The 16,770-nt window shown below is 41.8% G+C and carries 16 protein-coding genes; 1 reads left to right on the top strand and 15 read right to left on the bottom strand.

All coding sequences use genetic code 11. The features are described 5' to 3' along the window. Positions 1 to 142: 142 nt before the first annotated feature. The 8 genes from BMY14_RS06780 to BMY14_RS06745 all read right to left on the bottom strand — a co-directional run bounded on the left by BMY14_RS06780 (position 143) and on the right by BMY14_RS06745 (position 10,334). On the bottom strand, positions 143 to 3,247 hold the full coding sequence (locus BMY14_RS06780; RefSeq protein ID WP_091830355.1) for an efflux RND transporter permease subunit: 3,105 nt from the start codon (positions 3,245 to 3,247) through the stop codon (positions 143 to 145). Continuing rightward, positions 3,244 to 4,305, bottom strand: a complete 1,062-nt coding sequence (locus BMY14_RS06775) for an efflux RND transporter periplasmic adaptor subunit (protein WP_091830353.1) — start codon at positions 4,303 to 4,305, stop codon at positions 3,244 to 3,246. Before BMY14_RS06775 ends, BMY14_RS06780 begins: the two co-directional genes overlap by 4 nt. A gap of 274 nt (positions 4,306 to 4,579) precedes the next feature. Beyond that, positions 4,580 to 5,143: a TetR/AcrR family transcriptional regulator gene (locus tag BMY14_RS06770; RefSeq protein WP_091830351.1), complete on the bottom strand. Its 564-nt coding sequence runs from the start codon at positions 5,141 to 5,143 to the stop codon at positions 4,580 to 4,582. A gap of 324 nt (positions 5,144 to 5,467) precedes the next feature. Then, positions 5,468 to 6,352, bottom strand: a complete 885-nt coding sequence (locus BMY14_RS06765; RefSeq protein ID WP_091830349.1) for an alpha/beta fold hydrolase — start codon at positions 6,350 to 6,352, stop codon at positions 5,468 to 5,470. A 457-nt stretch (positions 6,353 to 6,809) separates the two neighbouring features. Further along, on the bottom strand, positions 6,810 to 7,781 hold the full coding sequence (locus BMY14_RS06760; protein ID WP_091830347.1) for an amidohydrolase family protein: 972 nt from the start codon (positions 7,779 to 7,781) through the stop codon (positions 6,810 to 6,812). A gap of 68 nt (positions 7,782 to 7,849) precedes the next feature. Continuing rightward, positions 7,850 to 8,782: an alpha/beta hydrolase gene (locus BMY14_RS06755; protein WP_091830346.1), complete on the bottom strand. Its 933-nt coding sequence runs from the start codon at positions 8,780 to 8,782 to the stop codon at positions 7,850 to 7,852. A 502-nt stretch (positions 8,783 to 9,284) separates the two neighbouring features. After that, the gene (locus BMY14_RS20825; protein WP_245741309.1) at positions 9,285 to 9,467 is read right to left on the bottom strand and encodes a PTS sugar transporter subunit IIA; all 183 of its coding nucleotides are present in this window, start codon (positions 9,465 to 9,467) and stop codon (positions 9,285 to 9,287) included. Between the two features lie 252 nt (positions 9,468 to 9,719). Continuing rightward, positions 9,720 to 10,334, bottom strand: a complete 615-nt coding sequence (locus BMY14_RS06745; RefSeq protein WP_177177506.1) for a TetR/AcrR family transcriptional regulator — start codon at positions 10,332 to 10,334, stop codon at positions 9,720 to 9,722. Between the two features lie 256 nt (positions 10,335 to 10,590). Here BMY14_RS06745 and BMY14_RS06740 point away from each other — a divergent pair, with 256 nt between their 5' ends. Continuing rightward, positions 10,591 to 10,857: a hypothetical protein gene (locus BMY14_RS06740; protein ID WP_091830342.1), complete on the top strand. Its 267-nt coding sequence runs from the start codon at positions 10,591 to 10,593 to the stop codon at positions 10,855 to 10,857. A 296-nt stretch (positions 10,858 to 11,153) separates the two neighbouring features. On the opposite strand, the gene BMY14_RS06735 is transcribed toward BMY14_RS06740, so the two are convergent. From BMY14_RS06735 to citD, 7 genes are all read right to left on the bottom strand, one after another. Continuing rightward, positions 11,154 to 12,461 (bottom strand): CitMHS family transporter, encoded by a 1,308-nt coding sequence (locus BMY14_RS06735; protein ID WP_091830340.1) that lies wholly within the window; start codon positions 12,459 to 12,461, stop codon positions 11,154 to 11,156. Next, positions 12,455 to 12,622 carry a hypothetical protein gene (locus tag BMY14_RS20490; RefSeq protein ID WP_177177497.1) on the bottom strand — a complete coding sequence of 56 codons (168 nt, stop codon included), beginning with the start codon at positions 12,620 to 12,622 and terminating at the stop codon, positions 12,455 to 12,457. The genes BMY14_RS06735 and BMY14_RS20490 overlap by 7 nt, the downstream gene beginning before the upstream one ends. An 83-nt stretch (positions 12,623 to 12,705) precedes the next feature. Then, positions 12,706 to 13,590, bottom strand: a complete 885-nt coding sequence (locus BMY14_RS06730; RefSeq protein ID WP_091830338.1) for a triphosphoribosyl-dephospho-CoA synthase — start codon at positions 13,588 to 13,590, stop codon at positions 12,706 to 12,708. Between the two features lie 52 nt (positions 13,591 to 13,642). Continuing rightward, positions 13,643 to 13,846, bottom strand: coding sequence for a nucleotidyl transferase family protein (locus BMY14_RS21175; protein ID WP_425438917.1), 204 nt, complete (start codon positions 13,844 to 13,846; stop codon positions 13,643 to 13,645). Between the two features lie 120 nt (positions 13,847 to 13,966). Beyond that, positions 13,967 to 15,526 carry a citrate lyase subunit alpha gene (gene citF, locus BMY14_RS06720; RefSeq protein ID WP_091830334.1) on the bottom strand — a complete coding sequence of 520 codons (1,560 nt, stop codon included), beginning with the start codon at positions 15,524 to 15,526 and terminating at the stop codon, positions 13,967 to 13,969. 16 nt (positions 15,527 to 15,542) lie between these two features. Then, positions 15,543 to 16,454: an aldolase/citrate lyase family protein gene (locus BMY14_RS06715; protein ID WP_091830332.1), complete on the bottom strand. Its 912-nt coding sequence runs from the start codon at positions 16,452 to 16,454 to the stop codon at positions 15,543 to 15,545. Next, on the bottom strand, positions 16,451 to 16,753 hold the full coding sequence (gene citD, locus BMY14_RS06710) for a citrate lyase acyl carrier protein (RefSeq protein WP_091830329.1): 303 nt from the start codon (positions 16,751 to 16,753) through the stop codon (positions 16,451 to 16,453). The genes BMY14_RS06715 and citD overlap by 4 nt, the downstream gene beginning before the upstream one ends. Between the last annotated feature and the right edge of the window lie 17 nt (positions 16,754 to 16,770).

Genomic DNA, 16,770 nt, shown 5'->3' with positions numbered 1-16,770 from the left:
AAATTTATGGGTTGCCTTATAGCATATTCTTTACGGAATTGGCTCTGATAACTTCTGCAGAACAAACTGTCCACTTTGTATCATGTTTGCACCTACAGAAGCGGGGACGATAGCCCATTGCCTAACGATTACAGAATTCAGTTCATATTTCCTCGGGATTTTCAATATCGACGGCAGATGGCATTGATTTTATCTGCGAGGGCTGAACCTTGTACCAAGCGGCATACATAACTGGTAAGACAATGAGAGTAAGTATCGTGGCTCCAAACAATCCACTGGCTATTGCGATTGCCATCGGACCCCAAAAAACACTTGGGAATAAAGGCAGCATCCCCAATATTGCAGCAGTCGCTGTCAACAGGATTGGTCGTAGCCGAATTACTGTCGCATCGATGATGGATTCCCACATGGACACCCCTGTATCCAATTGTTGCTGGATCTGATCCATTAACATAACGGAATTGCGCATGATGATGCCCGCCAAAGCCAGTATGCCCAATTGAACAACGAACCCCAACGGGCTGTTCGTAAGGAAAAGCCCGACAGACACACCTATTATGCCCAAGGGCGCCGTAAGCAATGTCAGGACCATTTTTGCTATATTCTGCAACTGAACCATTAGCAGGATCATGATCATAATGATCATGAATGGAACGGGCTCTACAAGAAATTTGAGAGCTTTCATGCTGTCTTCCTTGGCTCCATCGAATTCGAGGCTATAGCCAAAGGGTAAGTTAGCTTGATAGTTCGCCAGCTGATCATATACCTTTTGGACGACATCGTCTCCAGTGAAACCTTTCCGGGTCTCTGCTTGTACGATGATTGTTGGTTTCAAATCGCGACGATAAATCAAGCCTTCCTCAGCACCATAGCTAATCTTAGCAATCTGTTCGAGTGGCACATACTTGCCATTTCCTAAATAGATATTCAAGTTCTTCAAATAAGCTGGATCATTTCTCTCTTGCTGGTCGAAACGGACAACCATGCTGACGGTCCTATCATCCTTACGGAATTCTGCAACAGTGGCACCGGATAATTGGGTCTGCAATGAAGATGCTAAATCCTGGGAACTGATTCCTAAAGCTCTGGCCTTGTCTTGATCGATAGTGAGATGGAGCTCTTTGCTTTTTTCATCCCAATTGAGCGAGACATTTTTAGCTCCAGGCGTAGCTGCCATGGTATCACGTACTTTCTCTGCTATTTCACGAACCTTGTCATGATCATAGCCCTTGACACGAAGCATGATGGGATAATCTGATGGCATACCAATCTCGACTACCTTGGTATGTTCTGAAACATTGCTAAATTTTTCGTTCAAAAGCTGTTCAAGCTGCGTACGCAGTGCATCACGAGCAACCGCATCCGGTGCAATGATGACGAACTCGGCAAAATTGCTTTTCGGAAAGGTCGGATCGAAACTCAAGACAAAACGTGGTGCCCCCTCGCCAAGATGATAGGTATAATAAGAGACTTGTTGATTCTCATTTAGCTCTTGTGCGAAACGAGTCGCTACTGCCTCCGTGTCCTTCAGAGATGCTCCTTCTTCCAATTTCAATTGGACAATCAATTCAGGACGTGTAGACAACGGGAAAAATTCTTGCTTGATGCTGGACAACAGTCCAATAGACATAATGAAGCAGGCAACAGTGCCAAGTAATACGGTCTTGCGATGCATCAAACAAAATACCAAGATTTTTTTAAATTTGCGATAGAATCTGGTATCATACATGCTTTTTCTGGGTTCCTCATTTTCTTTTGTCTGTTTGACCTTGATAAACAAATAACCGAACAACGGCGTAACCGTTCCGGCTACGATCCAAGAAATGAGCAGAGCCAAGGTCACTACATAAAAAAGTGTCACACAATATTCGGATGCCGACCCTTGGGAAAAAGCAATTGGGATGAAACCTGCACATGTCACCAATTCCCCAGTCAGGCGAGGATATGCCGTCGAAGTATAAGCAAAGCAGGCAGCATCGAACCGGGTCCACCCTTCTTCGAGTTTTACGACCATAGTCTCTATTGTAATGATCGCATCATCCACCAACAGCCCCAGTGCGATGATAAGCGCTCCCAAGGAAGTCCGCTGCAAATCAATCTGCAAAAGATTCATCGCTGTAAAGACCGCCGCAATAACGAGTGGGATACAACAAGCTACGATGAGACCAGAGCGGAGTCCCAGACTGATGAAGCTAACAACCAGGACGATCAATACCGCCTCGACTAAGGATTCAATGAATTCATTTATCGAGTCCTTTACGATTTCTGGTTGGTTGATCGTTTGCGTAATATCAAGACCAGCCGGCAATTCTTTCTGTATATGCGCAATAGCCTGTTTGAGGTTTTCCCCTAAAGTGAGGATATTTCCGCCTGGTTCCATCGACAACGAAATCCCGATGGCTGGCTGTCCATTATAGAAAAATTTAGGATCAGAAGGTTCGGTATATCCTCGCGTTACCTTGGCGATATCTCCCAAACGGAAGGTGTTGCCATTCGCCTGGATTGGCGTATTTCTGATATCCTCAAGATCGTCAAACATCCCAGAAATTCGCAAATAAATATTGTCTGACGAGGTTTCCAGCATTCCGGCTGCTGCCATAGCATTTTGTGCCTGTAAAGTCGAAGTGATCAGTGAAGGGCTCATCCCAAGCTGTGCCAATTTGCTGTTCTCTATCTCGATATATACTTTTTCGCTCTGCACTCCGATCATCTGTACCTTACTGACACTTGGTACACCTAACAGGATGCGACGGATCTTTTCCGCCCTTTGACGCATATCCTCATAGCTGTACTCATCGCCCGTCAGTGCGTACATAACGCCATACACATCATCGAAATGATCATTAAACATAGGTTCTGACACTCCTTGCGGTAGTGTCCCTTTGATATCATTTACCATATTACGTGCTTCTACCCATTTGCCCCTGACATCCTTCTTAGGGACCTGATCCTTCAAATTGACATAGATCAAGGTCTGACCTGGCGCAGAATAGCTCTTGAGATAATCGAGACCAGGCAGATCCTGCAATTTCTTCTCAATTTTATCTGTTACCTGTTCCTCTATTTGCTGGGCAGTCGCGCCCGGCCAGGCAACACTGACTACCATTTGCTTTATCGTGAAGTCAGGGTCTTCCATCCGCCCCAGGTGCATGTAGGAAAATGCGCCCGCGGAAAACAGAAGGGCAATGAAGAAATAAATGAACTGCTTATGGTTCAAGGCCCATTCGGTGAGATTGAACTTTTTCATAAAGAATCATCACCAACTTTTACGGTCTGCCCTTGCCTGAGCTTATGTACCCCGTTTGCCACGATCCGTTCGCCCTGTTGCAAACCGTCTAGCACCTGGATCATCTTATCGTTCATCTGCCCCAGCTTTACCGGCTTCAAGATGACTATATCACCATCGACCACCCAGACGCTTGGGGTATCACCATTTTGGTATACTGAAGTCAACGGAATGTCAATGGAATCCGCAACGTTGCTGCTACCTGCCAAGGCGACCGTGGCGGTCATCCCCAATTTTATTTCTGGAGGAGGATTTGGCAAGCTGACCCTCACGTTATATGTACGGGTCGCCGGATCGGCCATAGGTGCTATTTCTCGTACCTTCCCGATCACCATCGTATTAGGGAGAGCCCAGAAGGTTACACTCAGCTCCTGTCCCAGTTGCAAATCCTTAATGCGGTTTTCCGGGATACTGATTTCTACTTCGCGATCACCATCCTGTACGATAGTGATCACAGTCTGTCCATTGCTGACGATTTGCCCGATTTCTGCCTTGATTGCCGAGATAACGCCCGACTTATCGGCATATAAAAGGCTGTAGCCCAATTGATTGCTCCCTTGAGCATATTGAGCCGAAGCCTGCTGCGATGCAGCCAGAGCTACTTCATACGCGTTACGATACTGTTCATAGGTCATTTGTGCGACAGCACCTTCTTCATATAGTTGACTATATCGCCTCAAATTACTTTCCGCCAAATGAACTTGTGATTCAGCAGAAGATACTTGGGCCAAAGTACTGTTGACCGTCTGTTGGATATCCTTGGGATCGATCTCCATCAGTACATCACCAGCATTGACCGTACTCCCTACTTCCACATTTCTTCGAATGATCTTACCGCTCACCTGGAAAGCGAGCTGACTCTCATACCGCCCGCGGACTTCCCCAGAATATGTATATTCTGACTTGGTTGCATTACTGCGAATCACTGTCGTCTGGACGTTTGTTGGTTCTTCGACAACAGCCTTTGGTTTTTGATGCAAATACCAAAGGGAAGCTATGACAATGCATATAATTAACATAGCTGTTACAACTCCGTAATAGAATCTTGTTTTAGAAAACCTAGTTATCCGATTCCATATCTTCACAATATCACGCGTCCTCTCAATTCATTATTTGTATAAACTGTAGTTTTCTTCAATTTAAGCAATACTATGCACTAAAAACTCTAATTGTTTTCAGGATAATCGCAATTTTTTAAAATCTGTACTGATATGATTTTTACGGTACAGACAGTATTTAACGATAATTTTAAATCGCACTTACGTGCGATTTAAAATTTGGTGCAGGGGAAAATTATTTTTTTGATGGGTTTAAACCATATACGATAATATCTGCCATTGCAGCTAGAGCATCAGCATTGGTCATATTATTTTGCTCCAGGAAGCGCTGACTGAGAAACGCATCGATCACACTGGCTATCAGATGTTTGAGCACAGGCACATTTACTTTGCGGATAGCGTGCACTTCTATACCATGAATGACAAACAAAGCCAACCGATCAGACTGTTTATCGATAAAACCCAACACCATTTTCCACTCTTCAGGATAATAATGGCAAAGATCATCATAAATACTGTAGTTGTTTATCGGTCCAAAAATCCGAGGTGACACCTCCAATAAAGCTTTGATTTTTTCCAAAGGAGATAGTTCCTTACTGTTGTAGATTTCTGTTTCCTGTTGTTTAGTATCTTGAATGGCAGCAAATAAGATATCATGTACCAGTTCACGCTTTGATGAGAAATGTTCATATAGCGAAGTCTTGCTGAGGCTAAGACGTTTTGCTAAATCGCTCATAGTAAATTTTACCCCACGATTTTTCATTTCTTCCGCAGCTGCCATAAGAATTTGATCACGCAAATAAATCACCCTCTTTATTTTCTGTACTGAAAAGACAACAGCAGTACAAGCATTATGAAATAAAGATACACTTTTTTTAAAAATTTGTCAATCAATGCATATTTTGCTCTCTTAACATTTATTCGTTTTTTCCCTCCTATTTTTCACATCCATTAAACTGAGAAGGCCGCAGTCGTTACCCAGGTAATAACTAAGGGTATTTAATATTATCCCGATAAGAATATCGAAAACTTTAGTAAACAACCATTTATATCTACTATTTATCCCATACTTTAAGTAACCGCAAAGCAGCCCCAAAATATTGAAATCTCAAGCAAATATGGGTTATGTTACATTTTGTATATGACGGGAAATAGCGGTTACTATTTCCGGCCAGGCCCCTGTTGGGATATCATGCCCCATACCATAAATGATCAATAAATTTGCCCCTGGAATTACCCTCGCTGTATCCTTCCCCGCTTCGACTGGAATCAAAGGATCACCGGACCCGTGTATGACGAGTGTTGGGACTTTAATGGACGAAAGCGATGATGTTCTATCGCCACTGGAAAGAATAGCCATATTTTGACGTGCCATTCCCTGTGGATAATAGGAGCGGTCATAACTCTTTTCCAGGTATGTCCAAACCCTATTTTCTTCAAATGGAAAACCAGGACTCCAAATTTTTCGCCATACATTCATATTGTGTTCAATATATGCTTTACGCTCCGTTGGCGACGGCACAAGAACAGCGGTTATCGCTTCCGGCTGTCCCTGCGGAAGATTTGGATTTCCTGTATTTGACATGACGGAAGTCAGGCTCAAAACACGCTGTGGATACCGATAAGCAAGAACCTGGGCTATCATGCCGCCCATCGAAGCACCGCAAATATGGGCTTTTTCAATGTGTAAAGCGTCCAGTAACCCCACACAGTCTTCTGCCATGTCATCCAGGGAATACGCCGCTACAATTTTCTTACCTTCCATAGCGGCTTTGATTGCGGCCATAATATCTGGGATTCCGGCTTCATCAAATTTGCTTGAAAGACCAGCATCGCGATTGTCAAAGCGAATAATAAAAAGCCCAGTTTTCGCTAATAATTCGCAGAACTCAGCATCCCAGAAGAGTAATTGGGCACCATTGCCGGCGATTAATAGTAAAGCTGGAAAAGATCTATTACCGAAAGTATCATATTCAATCTGAATCCCGTTAGTCGCCTCATTAGGCATTGTTTTCTCCTCCATACATTTCTAATTTGGTGTTTTTTACGTCCTTATTCAAAAAACACATATCGAACATATTCCTGCTCGCAGGGATATCCGGCAACTAGATTAAAGTTAGGTGACCTCTAACCCTCCCATCTACTTCGCCACTATCAGAACTGTTAAATTAGCATCTTGTGTCTGATATTCTGTCAACCATTGTCTAACAAATTCAAGTATTCTGGAATATGAGAATAAGCCCCCCTTCTCCATTACATCCAATACACAGCCAACTTAAACAGCAAAGGATGATACAACATTAAGTTTGTAAATAACTATAATGGAACCATAGATTAAGACAATGTCCCCCTTATATACATGTATAGACTAATCCGAAGACGAGTCTATACACGCACCAGCATAATATCTTTTCATCTACAAAATATATATTGATTACATTACTTTTTTGCTATTAAAAAACACTTTATTCCCTTTTCAATCGAGGAAACAACCTCATAGCATTGCCTCTTTCGATAGCGCCAACCATTTCTTTATCAAAGCCTTTATATTCTCTTATTCCTTGAATCGTTATTGGTATACCTGGAGCCGGAGCAAAAACATAATCACTGCCAAATACTATCTGTGTTGTCTCCAGAACCTCCTTTAGGCAGGAAAAAGTAGCAGGATACGCCGATAACGCCGTATCATAGTAGAATTTCTTAAGATAATACTCTAGCCCGTTAGGCATCTTCTTAGCAATTTCAGGCAAAGCTAAGTTTATAAGACGAACTCGTGATGCCAAATACGGAACCGTACCGCCCGCATGCGCCAAAATAAAGCGAATACTAGAATATTTCTCCATCATTCCACTCAATATCAACGAATAGGCAGCTCTTGTTGTGTCAAAACATACATCAAACGCGTACGCTGGCAAACCGATTTTAATTTTGTCAAATTCCGGAGGTGTATCTGGATGAATAAAGACTACCGCATTGCGACGATTCAATTCGAAAAGCACTTCGTCAAACTTTGAATCACCCAAATAGCAACCATCATAATTTGTTAGTAGAACGATCCCGTCGAGTTTTAACGTATCGAGGGCATATTCAATCTCTTTCAGAGCAGCTTCCGTATCTGGCAATGGCAGCGTCGCAAAAGCTCCAAATCGGTTTGGATGATCAGCTACCAATTGTGCTGCTATCTCATTCACTTGCCTGGCCAAATCACAAGCCACTACCGCAGCATCCGGCAATGTGTTAAAATAAACCCCTGGTGCCGAGATTGAGACTATCGCCGTCGCAATACCGTTTACGTCCATAAGTTCAAGTGTTGTTTCAATATCCCACTGAGGGAACGGCATTCCTAAAGCCGCTCCTATACCCTTTTTTGCCAACGCTTCGACATACTTTCTCGGGATAATATGATGATGCACATCAATTATTCCTGTTTCCAACATAATTTCACGCCTCCTAATAGAATTGTATTTTCAATCACACTTAATATTGAGTTGAATCCAGTCTGCCCTCATTTGCGAAATACTTCGCTGAGTTTTGCACATACTAAGGCGAGTGCGTCTCGTGCTTCCGGCAATAATCGCTGCATGTTGAAGAATCCGTGAATAATTCCGTCAAAACGTCTAAGGCATACCTCAATACCAGCTTCGGATAAACGCTTGGCATAATATTCGCCTTCGTCTCGTAGTGGATCAAATTCTGACGTTATTATACAGGCATTAGGAACACCTGCCAAACTATCGGCAAGCAAAGGTGAGGCTAGAGGTTGGCTTGCATCGCTTAGCTCTCTCAAATACTGTTGAACAAAAAAACCTTCGATGGCTTTTGTAGTGAGTCTGTACCCCTCAGCGTTCTCTACCCTTGATGCCGGTTTGGTTAAGCCAAGTAAATCATACATCGCATTAATCTGCACTTGGTAAACAAGCGGGAATTCTCTCCTATCTCTTGCTAGTTGACATATCGCAGCACTTAGGGTTCCTCCGGCACTATCTCCACCGACAGCAATTTTATCAGGATTTATATTTAAAACTTGGGCACTCTCATATATCCATTTTATAACCTGATAACATTCTTTAAGAGGTTCCGGAAATTTATATTCCGGCGATAGACCATAGTCAATGGAGATTACCGCGCATTGAACATGATTGGTAATCTTGCGACATATCGAATCATAAACATCAATGTTGCCAAGGACGAAACCGCCTCCATGAATCCAGACAAATACAGGATAAGGTCCTGAATTCATCGGATAATAGACTCTAATCGGTGTATCTCTTACAGAAGTTTTAACCATACGTTTTTCTACGAAACGAACTGCCTCCACATCCCCTTGAAAGTCATCCCAGCTGTTGTCATACCATTCCCTCAGTTTGTCAATTCCGAGACAATATAGATTGTCAAAATCGGTTTTTAGTAAATCTGTAAATATTGGGTTCAATGGCATATATACCCCTTCTTTCCTTGTATTGTCTTTGTAAAACCACTTGGCCTTTGAGTTAATGTCCTGAGTCAGCCCAGACCAGCTGACCTTAGAATCAAGATACCTTCTGCGTGGCAGTAAAAACCACCTTTGCATCGATGTAATAGTGACAATCTGTTCCATTGGAACCTATTGAAAAATATATTATTACGCCTTGGAAAACTTTGAGACATTGCATCGCTTGCTTTTAGAGATACCCACTTGAACAATCCCTGAATATCAAAAACACCCCATTTATAATATAAGAATCTAACTTTTTTCTAGATTTAAGCCGCATAAATCTCTCTTTTTTCAATTGACTGATTTAAGTCAGTCAAAAAGAAAAAAATACTTATAATATTGAATTACGCTTATCTGATAAACAACCTATTGGAATATCGTTCCAGTAGTAGGTTGCCTGCCCATAAATTTATACATCAGCATAATGTCAGAAAGGGGAAAATACTACTACTGTTCTTTACATGAATTACCTCTTGCGCTGTCCGAGTTTCATCGAGTAATTTATAAAAATCCTCGCACCACTGTCCTTAGCACTCAGACAAAACCTATACTTTACCGGATCATTATTCTTATTACCAAAAGCCACAGGTGTTTTCAAAGTAACAATACCTATGGCACTTTTCAAAGCCACATGCTTCGTAAGTACGATATACGGTCCAATTTCCTCAACACCGCGAATAATCTCATCGATATAATCGGCTTTGATTTTTTTCCCTGCAAAAGTGGTTCTGCAGCCTGCCCGATTGCATCCTTACAACCCCCTTTTAAAACTAATCTTCATTTTTTTCTTTTAACACGTCAAAATCCTTGTTTCTTATGAGTTCATTCACTTCATAACCACGCAGGACACACTCATAAAGCCTTTCAAATACAGGTTCACATATAATCAATCCCCACTTTCTCATACCATAAGGTGCAATGTACCTTCAGCTAGACCCAATGCATTTTCAATCAATTTGCCAGCTATATCAAACCTGCATACTAGTTGTTCTTTAGAAAGTTTTTGATAAAGCGAATGATATAAGCACTGTAGTATCGCTGATACAAAAACCATCATTTCTGTAGGATAGGACACTTTAAAATACCCCGTTTTGTTTCCTTCTTCGATAATCTTTATGAGTGACGGTGCAAACATTTCCCTACCATGGCGGAGAAGCTTATCTACAATATGTAAATATTGATCGTTATAGAGAAAATCGAACATCCACCCCTCCCCGTGACGAAGATTATTGAACGTTGTATATACTACTTGTTCAATTTTACGCGGCGGTATTATATCCGAATTGGCGATTGCTTCAATTCTTGATTGAATACTCAATACATGACGGTTTATAACACCTTCTAAGGCCGCTTCTTTAGATTCAAAATAATAATAGAACGTTCCTTGAGCTACTCCTATTTTTTTAACAATATCACTAACTGCAGTTTCGTGATAACCTCTTGTATAAAACAAATTTTCTGCAGCATCAAGAATTTCTTCCATTCGTACTTGTGGATCTTTTGACACCCTAGGCATAGCATTCATTCTCCTCATTTTGACTGACTTCAATCAAATTATAGTCCTTAACTTCACTTCAGTCAATACTTAAATGTTTACCTTTGGCAACTTTTTAAAGTTAACAGCCTTTTGTTTATAACTCAAACTTTGCAGATAAATAATCGCCTATGAGCCCTGAAAATTCAATATTTATGACAATAAAAATAGCATGAACCACAACCATATTTGTATAATAAAATTGCGAAATAAAACCATACAAATTGAGGCTCATGCTATGAAAAGTATAACACAAGACAACCATCAGACGAAATGCCTTTCGGTGAAATCAATGCAGTTTTTTCAACAGTATCGTATCGCCAAAATCTTGCACACCGCCAATGCCAACAAAATCAAGGGAATTCCAGCTATGCAGATTTTCCTGCTGGCCCTCAGCATCGTATTCCAGAACAGGTCGCCCTATTATTATAAATCAAACATACCGCATCACGCAGCATGGTCAATAGGGATAGATCTTTCTTGTCAGCTTTTAATTGTACCATAAATCAAGACAGCAGATTCATTATACCCCTGTACGGAGCCGACTGTATTTTGGACCTGTGTCTTTTCGATTCTATCCAGTATATTTTTTGCATTTCAGGTCTGATTGTGAAGCCAACTCATCTCCCCATCAGACCAGCTTCTTTTTCTTATAGTATCACCTTTTATTAACAAAAAATACACATCCCCATTGTTCCTCTTGTTACTTTCATATTTATCCTATATCTCTCCTACTTTCCAACTAAATAGTAATCTGAATTTTCCGGTTTTTTAGCAGGTAAATACGCATGGATCATTTCGTTATAAGGTAATAGACCCCGTCACTAAAGCTACCACTATGTTTACAACCATCAATCCCGTCATCCATAAAATACCTTTTTTTTGCAATTCACCAAAGTTTATGTCACACATACCTATCAACAACCATAGTGATGCCACCAGCGGGCTTAACATGTGGATAGGGGTTCCCAAGAGTGAGGCTCGTCCAATTTCTGCCGAACTAATACCATAAGTAGCAGCCATATTATTAAGCACTGGCAGTACGCCAAAATAGAAAGCGTCATTTGATAACAAAAAGGAAAGCGGTGCACTAATGATTGCTGTGATCATCGTCATATGTGAACCTAAATCGGCAGGTATGATGCCCACAAAGTATTTTGCTATAGCATCCGTCATTTTGGTATCCGACAAAATTCCCATGAATATCCCGGCGGCAAAAACCACGCTAGTAACCTGCAAGGCTTCCTTAGCATGCGCAAGCAGGCGTCCCTGTTGTTCTTTAATGTTCGGAAAGTTGACAATCAACGCCAAAGCTGAACCAACCATAAAGATGATGGCAATTGGCACGCCAATCTGCTTTTCAATCAATAACAACCCCATCAACGTCAACGTCATGATTAAATTAATCCAAAATAATTTAGGACGCTTAAACTCAGGGTTCTTTGAAACAACTTCTGCGGCAATCTGGTTTATCGTAGATTCTTCAATATGCAAAACTCCCAATCTGACCCTTTCTTGTTTTCCAAGAAAGTATACTGTAACCAGTAACCAAATTATACCACAAACTATCACAAGTAATAAAGGGTTGAAAATAACTGAAGCATCCAGCTTCAAAGCAGCTAATACCCTGGCCGTAGGCGCTGCCCATGGAAACATATTCTTTATAGCGGCAACCATGGCTCCTATTACTGCCAGTATGACAGGATCCATATTTAACCGTCTATAAAGTGGCAGCATAGCCGTGCAGGTAATCATAAACGACACTGCTCCTTCCCCTTCCAAAGAAGCAATCATTGACAAAACTGCCGTCCCCATAACCACCTTTAGCGGATCACCGTTAACCTTTTGTAATATTTTAATAATAAGTAAATCAAATAAGCCAACATCCACCATGACCCCAAAATATATTACAGCAAACATCATCATAATGGCCGTCGGCGCAATCGTCTTAACGCCATTCATCATCATAACGCCTATTTGGGACGCAAAACCACCAAAGCATGCAAACAGTATCGGGATAAGGATCAAAGCCGCAAAACCTGTCATCCGTTTTGACATAATTAAATACATGAAAGTAACAACCATAAGAAGGCCCAATAACGTCAACATAATAAATCTCCCTTCAGTGACAGTATTGCAATAAAAAGCAACATTCCGGTTACCGAATCAACACAATAAACATTTATCCCCAGCCCCCTGGCATTTCGTTCCTTGGTCGTACGGCGACCGACATAGGCATATATACATTTCTTTTGGCTATCTACATTCATACAAAATACCTCCAGCTACTATTCTTGTTAGCTCATAACCCATCTTCATCGCACACTACTGCGCGAAAAGTTATTAGATTGCATTAAAAAGTAAATTTTATACGATCTATAAAATAGGTCCCCGCTACTAAATCTGCGGATCCCCCCGGACTGATTCTCTTATTTGAATATTCCCCGTCCAGCTCAGTAATTCGCCTGCGCCCTTCTTCCGTCAACATGCCTCCCGCCGCCATAATAGCCTTGGCTGATTGTTGCACTGCTAGCAGAGTGTGTATACCATGTCGGTTTAAGATTGTGGTATCCTGAGTTTCACTCATGATACCAATCAACGCATGTATTAAGGCATCATTGATGGTAAGACCTCCTAGTAAAGCTGCGGTAAGGCAAGGCAATCCCTGCGTTTTAATTACCGGCAAACCTGCGGCAATTTCGCCGCGGATACCGGTGGCCCCATGATTCAAATACAATTTTTCCCCAGCTGTAAGCTTTCGGTCCGGCAAAGAGTGATCTAATGAGCCCAGATCGCCTTCGACGATACCGCTGCATATGTTAACTACCCTCTGCAGCGTCGCCTCAATTATGCAACCTTTATCACCCTGCCTGATACTCCTTGCGGCGGCTGCCGCCATAATGCCCAGTAAAAACAATAGGCCTTTTTGTGTATTAACACCAGCAGTGGCCTCAAACATCGCCATTTCCGCCTTCTGTCCAATAGAGCGCAAAATTGGCAGCAAAACTTTATCCGAGCCAGTATGTTTCCAGCCAGCCAGCGCACAGCGATACATCGCTGGCCCTAATGCGCTGCTGCTTTTAATGAATGTAAAAATATCCATATCATTATGAGCACCCGAATTAAACCGATCAACCAAACCAGGGGCAGGAGCGCATGCAGCCTCCATCAGCATGGCCTCTAGCGCAATTGTCCCAATTTTTTCGACAACCTCCGGCACCGACTCCCATAAATCCATCAACTTGCTCTCCCTTTGTATAAAGTTAGTGACTTGATTATTTTTTTAATTTTCAATATTTTCTTGTTGCAAATGAAGCCAAATACTTAAAAGTTGTTGGCGGCACCATTTTCTGTATTCTATCCCCGTCATCCCGTTGAATCATGTCACGGACTCCAGACGCACTTATCGCTTCTTCCCCAACAGATACGCGTTTAACGATATTGAGATGAATCTCATAGTACGGAAAAACATCACGCCTGGCCGTGACGCAAATTGACTGGCAAACAATCTGTACTCCTCCCAGAGCTTGTGAAAAATGCCTTCTGTGCTTATAATCGTTCTACCAATTATTTTAAAAACACAAAAGGCAACCTATTCATGTTTTAACTTGAAATTAATCCAGCTGCAAGGGCTTTATTCTACGTACTACGTCAAGAATTGTACCATCTCTAGCTTCTACAATGGCAATTACTTGATCTTCCCATTCTAAATCATCTGGCGTTCCGACAAGACTATACGCTTTTTCCTGAAGTGACTCAATTGTTACATAAGAGATCCCTGCTTTATCCAAACACTCCATCAAATCAGAACGCAGCGGATTTACTGCTATGCCATAATCAGTGACCAGCACATCGACACAATCGCCGGGCGTAGTAACAGTAACTACATCTTTGCAGACAGTAGCCATACGTCCACGAACAAGTGGTGTAACAATAATGCAACATTTACTACCAGCCGCTGTATCAGGATGTCCTCCCGGAGCACCACGTAAAACACCATCCGAGCCTGTAATAACATTAACGTTAAAATGTGTATCTATTTCCAATGCTGCTAGAACAACAAAATCCAGTTTATTTACATAGGCACCCTTATTGGCAGGATTTGCATACTGACTCGTACAAATTTCATGATGATCAGGATGTGCTGCGAGGTGTTCAATAGCACCCTTATCAAAATCCTGTGTATCAAGAAGTTGTTTCACCAAACCTTTATCCTGTAATTTGCAAATCGCGCTGCTCATTCCGCCAAGAGCAAATCCCATAGTGATATTTTTTTCCACCATATGTTTTTCCAAAAAACGAGTAACTGCCAGCGAAGGACCGCCAACACCCGTTTGGAAGGAATACCCCGTTTTAAAATATGGAGTTGCAGCAATAATACCAGCAACATTCTCAGCCATCATCAATTCACGAGGATTGTCTGTCATCCGAGCTTCCAGGGAAGCAATCTTTGCGGGATCACCAACAGAATTCACAACACATACGCAGTCAACATCAATGGAAGAAATTGTTGCCGGAAGGCTTGGAAAATCCAAGAGTGTATCTGTGATGACTACAACATGATCTGCATAATGCGAATCAGGAACAGCAAAGCCCAACGAACCGCAATTATTTTTACCGCCAGTACCTTTGGCATTGCCATAGCAATCGGCACTGGATGCTGCTAAGAAAGCGATATCAATATGTACTTCACCAGCTTCGATTGCGCGTGGTCGTCCACCATGGCTCCGGATAATCGCAGGTGTTTTAAGTTTTCCTGCGGAAACCACTTCACCAATACGTCCTCGAACGCCAGAAGTCTGTATACCGACAATTTTACCTTTCGTAATATAATCTGCAATAAGATCTTGAGCACTTCCCAAAGAAGTAGCTGCAATAGTAAGATCCTTTAAGCCCATGTCTTCAACGAGAACTTTTGCAACCATACTTGCCACATAATCACCGTTACGAAAATCTGAATGGAATGAAAAAGTCATACCGTCATGAGCGCCGCATTTTTCGGATGCTTCGCGGATATTTTTACAAACTTTACTTTCCTGTGGTGTTTCATAGCGTTTTGTCCGCGGTGAATCTTTCTTGACATATTTTCCATTCATATAAAATTTCCCCTGATAAACCTCTTTCCCATCTTTTAGAAGTTCATCTGGAATTTCTCTACCAACTGCATTTATCATTGCTTTTAACCTCCTTTTATAAGTCACCATCGTAGACGCCGCATGCTCTTGCCAGCGCTAAAATTCGTTTTGCATCTTCAAAAAATGGAATATCTACCATTTTTCCGTCTACAGTGTAAACACCGACACCAGCATCCACCTGTTCATTAAAGGAACGAATAAGTTTTTCTGCATAGGCGATTTCTTTCTTAGTCGGTGCAAACGTCTCGTGAACAAACTGGATTTGTTTTGGATTAACGACACTTTTTCCGTCAAAACCCATTTCTCTGTTTTGCGACACTTCTGCTTTAAAACCTTCCATATCATCGATGTTAGGATACATCGTATCAAAGCATTGCACACCAGCAGCACGAGCTGCAAGCAACATCTGCCCTCTGGCCGCCAGCATTTCAATACCTCCTTTGACAATCTGTACATGCATACTCTTTCTGAAATCTCCGCCAGAAATTGCACAACCAAACATTCTCGGCGATGCCGTAACGATTTCATATGCATTCATAATGCCCTTTGGACTTTCTAACGCAGCCATAATCAGTGTCCTACCCTCTTCTACACCGAATTCTCGTTCTGCCGCAAGTGCATGCTCTTCAACAGTTTTTACATCCTTTGCACTTTCGCATTTCGCAATGCGGATACCATCGGCACCTCCAGCAACGACACAACGGATATCCTCCTGCCAATGCGGTGTATCGAGTCCATTGATCCTCACGATAACTTCTGTATCACCATAATCAATTGTTTTAAGTGTATGATACAGCGAAAATCTCGCCGCATCTTTTTGATTTTCAGCAACTGCATCCTCCAAATCCAAAATAATACTATCACTACCATAAATATATGCATCCTTAATCAAGCCTGGTTTTTGTGCATTCATGAACATCATTGTCCGACGAAGACGATTTTTTTGAGGTTTAGGCCGTGTTATCATTTTACAATACCTCCCCAAGGAATATTTTTCTCGGAAGCTCCAGCACTTCTAAATACAGCACATTCAACGCGGGCATTCAGCGTACATTCTAACGCGCCTTTATCGATTACAACGATCTTGCCATTTTTAACTCCAAGCCGTTCCAATGTTTTTAAAACAGTTGCTTTTATCTGGCGCCCATATTGATTCATAACACTACTCTCAATGCTCAATTCTATTCCATGAGCAAGTGGTTCAACACTGACTTGTACATCACTAGATTCTAAAGTTCCAGCAATGCCAGGCTTCTGAATTTCCATAATTACGTCGCTCCCTT

The sequence above is a fragment of the Propionispira arboris genome (assembly GCF_900109225.1).
Classification (GTDB): Bacteria; Bacillota; Negativicutes; order Selenomonadales; family Selenomonadaceae; genus Propionispira; species Propionispira arboris.
Note: the sequence above shows the minus strand (reverse complement) of the source record. Positions and strands in the feature narration are given on the sequence as shown.

Excerpts from the sequence above, each read along its gene's own strand:
- BMY14_RS06715 (WP_091830332.1), bottom strand. The coding sequence starts at position 16,454 with ATGATAACACGGCCTAAACCTCAAAAAAATCGTCTTCGTCGGACAATG.
- BMY14_RS06745 (WP_177177506.1), bottom strand. The coding sequence starts at position 10,334 with ATGCCTAGGGTGTCAAAAGATCCACAAGTACGAATGGAAGAAATTCTT.
- BMY14_RS20490 (WP_177177497.1), bottom strand. The coding sequence starts at position 12,622 with ATGAATGTAGATAGCCAAAAGAAATGTATATATGCCTATGTCGGTCGC.
- BMY14_RS06730 (WP_091830338.1), bottom strand. The coding sequence starts at position 13,590 with ATGGATTTATGGGAGTCGGTGCCGGAGGTTGTCGAAAAAATTGGGACA.
- BMY14_RS06775 (WP_091830353.1), bottom strand. The coding sequence starts at position 4,305 with ATGTTAATTATATGCATTGTCATAGCTTCCCTTTGGTATTTGCATCAA.
- BMY14_RS06765 (WP_091830349.1), bottom strand. The coding sequence starts at position 6,352 with ATGCCTAATGAGGCGACTAACGGGATTCAGATTGAATATGATACTTTC.
- BMY14_RS06755 (WP_091830346.1), bottom strand. The coding sequence starts at position 8,782 with ATGCCATTGAACCCAATATTTACAGATTTACTAAAAACCGATTTTGAC.
- BMY14_RS06760 (WP_091830347.1), bottom strand. The coding sequence starts at position 7,781 with ATGTTGGAAACAGGAATAATTGATGTGCATCATCATATTATCCCGAGA.
- citD (WP_091830329.1), bottom strand. The coding sequence starts at position 16,753 with ATGGAAATTCAGAAGCCTGGCATTGCTGGAACTTTAGAATCTAGTGAT.
- BMY14_RS06735 (WP_091830340.1), bottom strand. The coding sequence starts at position 12,461 with ATGTTGACGTTATTGGGCCTTCTTATGGTTGTTACTTTCATGTATTTA.
- citF (WP_091830334.1), bottom strand. The coding sequence starts at position 15,526 with ATGATAAATGCAGTTGGTAGAGAAATTCCAGATGAACTTCTAAAAGAT.
- BMY14_RS06780 (WP_091830355.1), bottom strand. The coding sequence starts at position 3,247 with ATGAAAAAGTTCAATCTCACCGAATGGGCCTTGAACCATAAGCAGTTC.
- BMY14_RS06740 (WP_091830342.1), top strand. The coding sequence starts at position 10,591 with ATGAAAAGTATAACACAAGACAACCATCAGACGAAATGCCTTTCGGTG.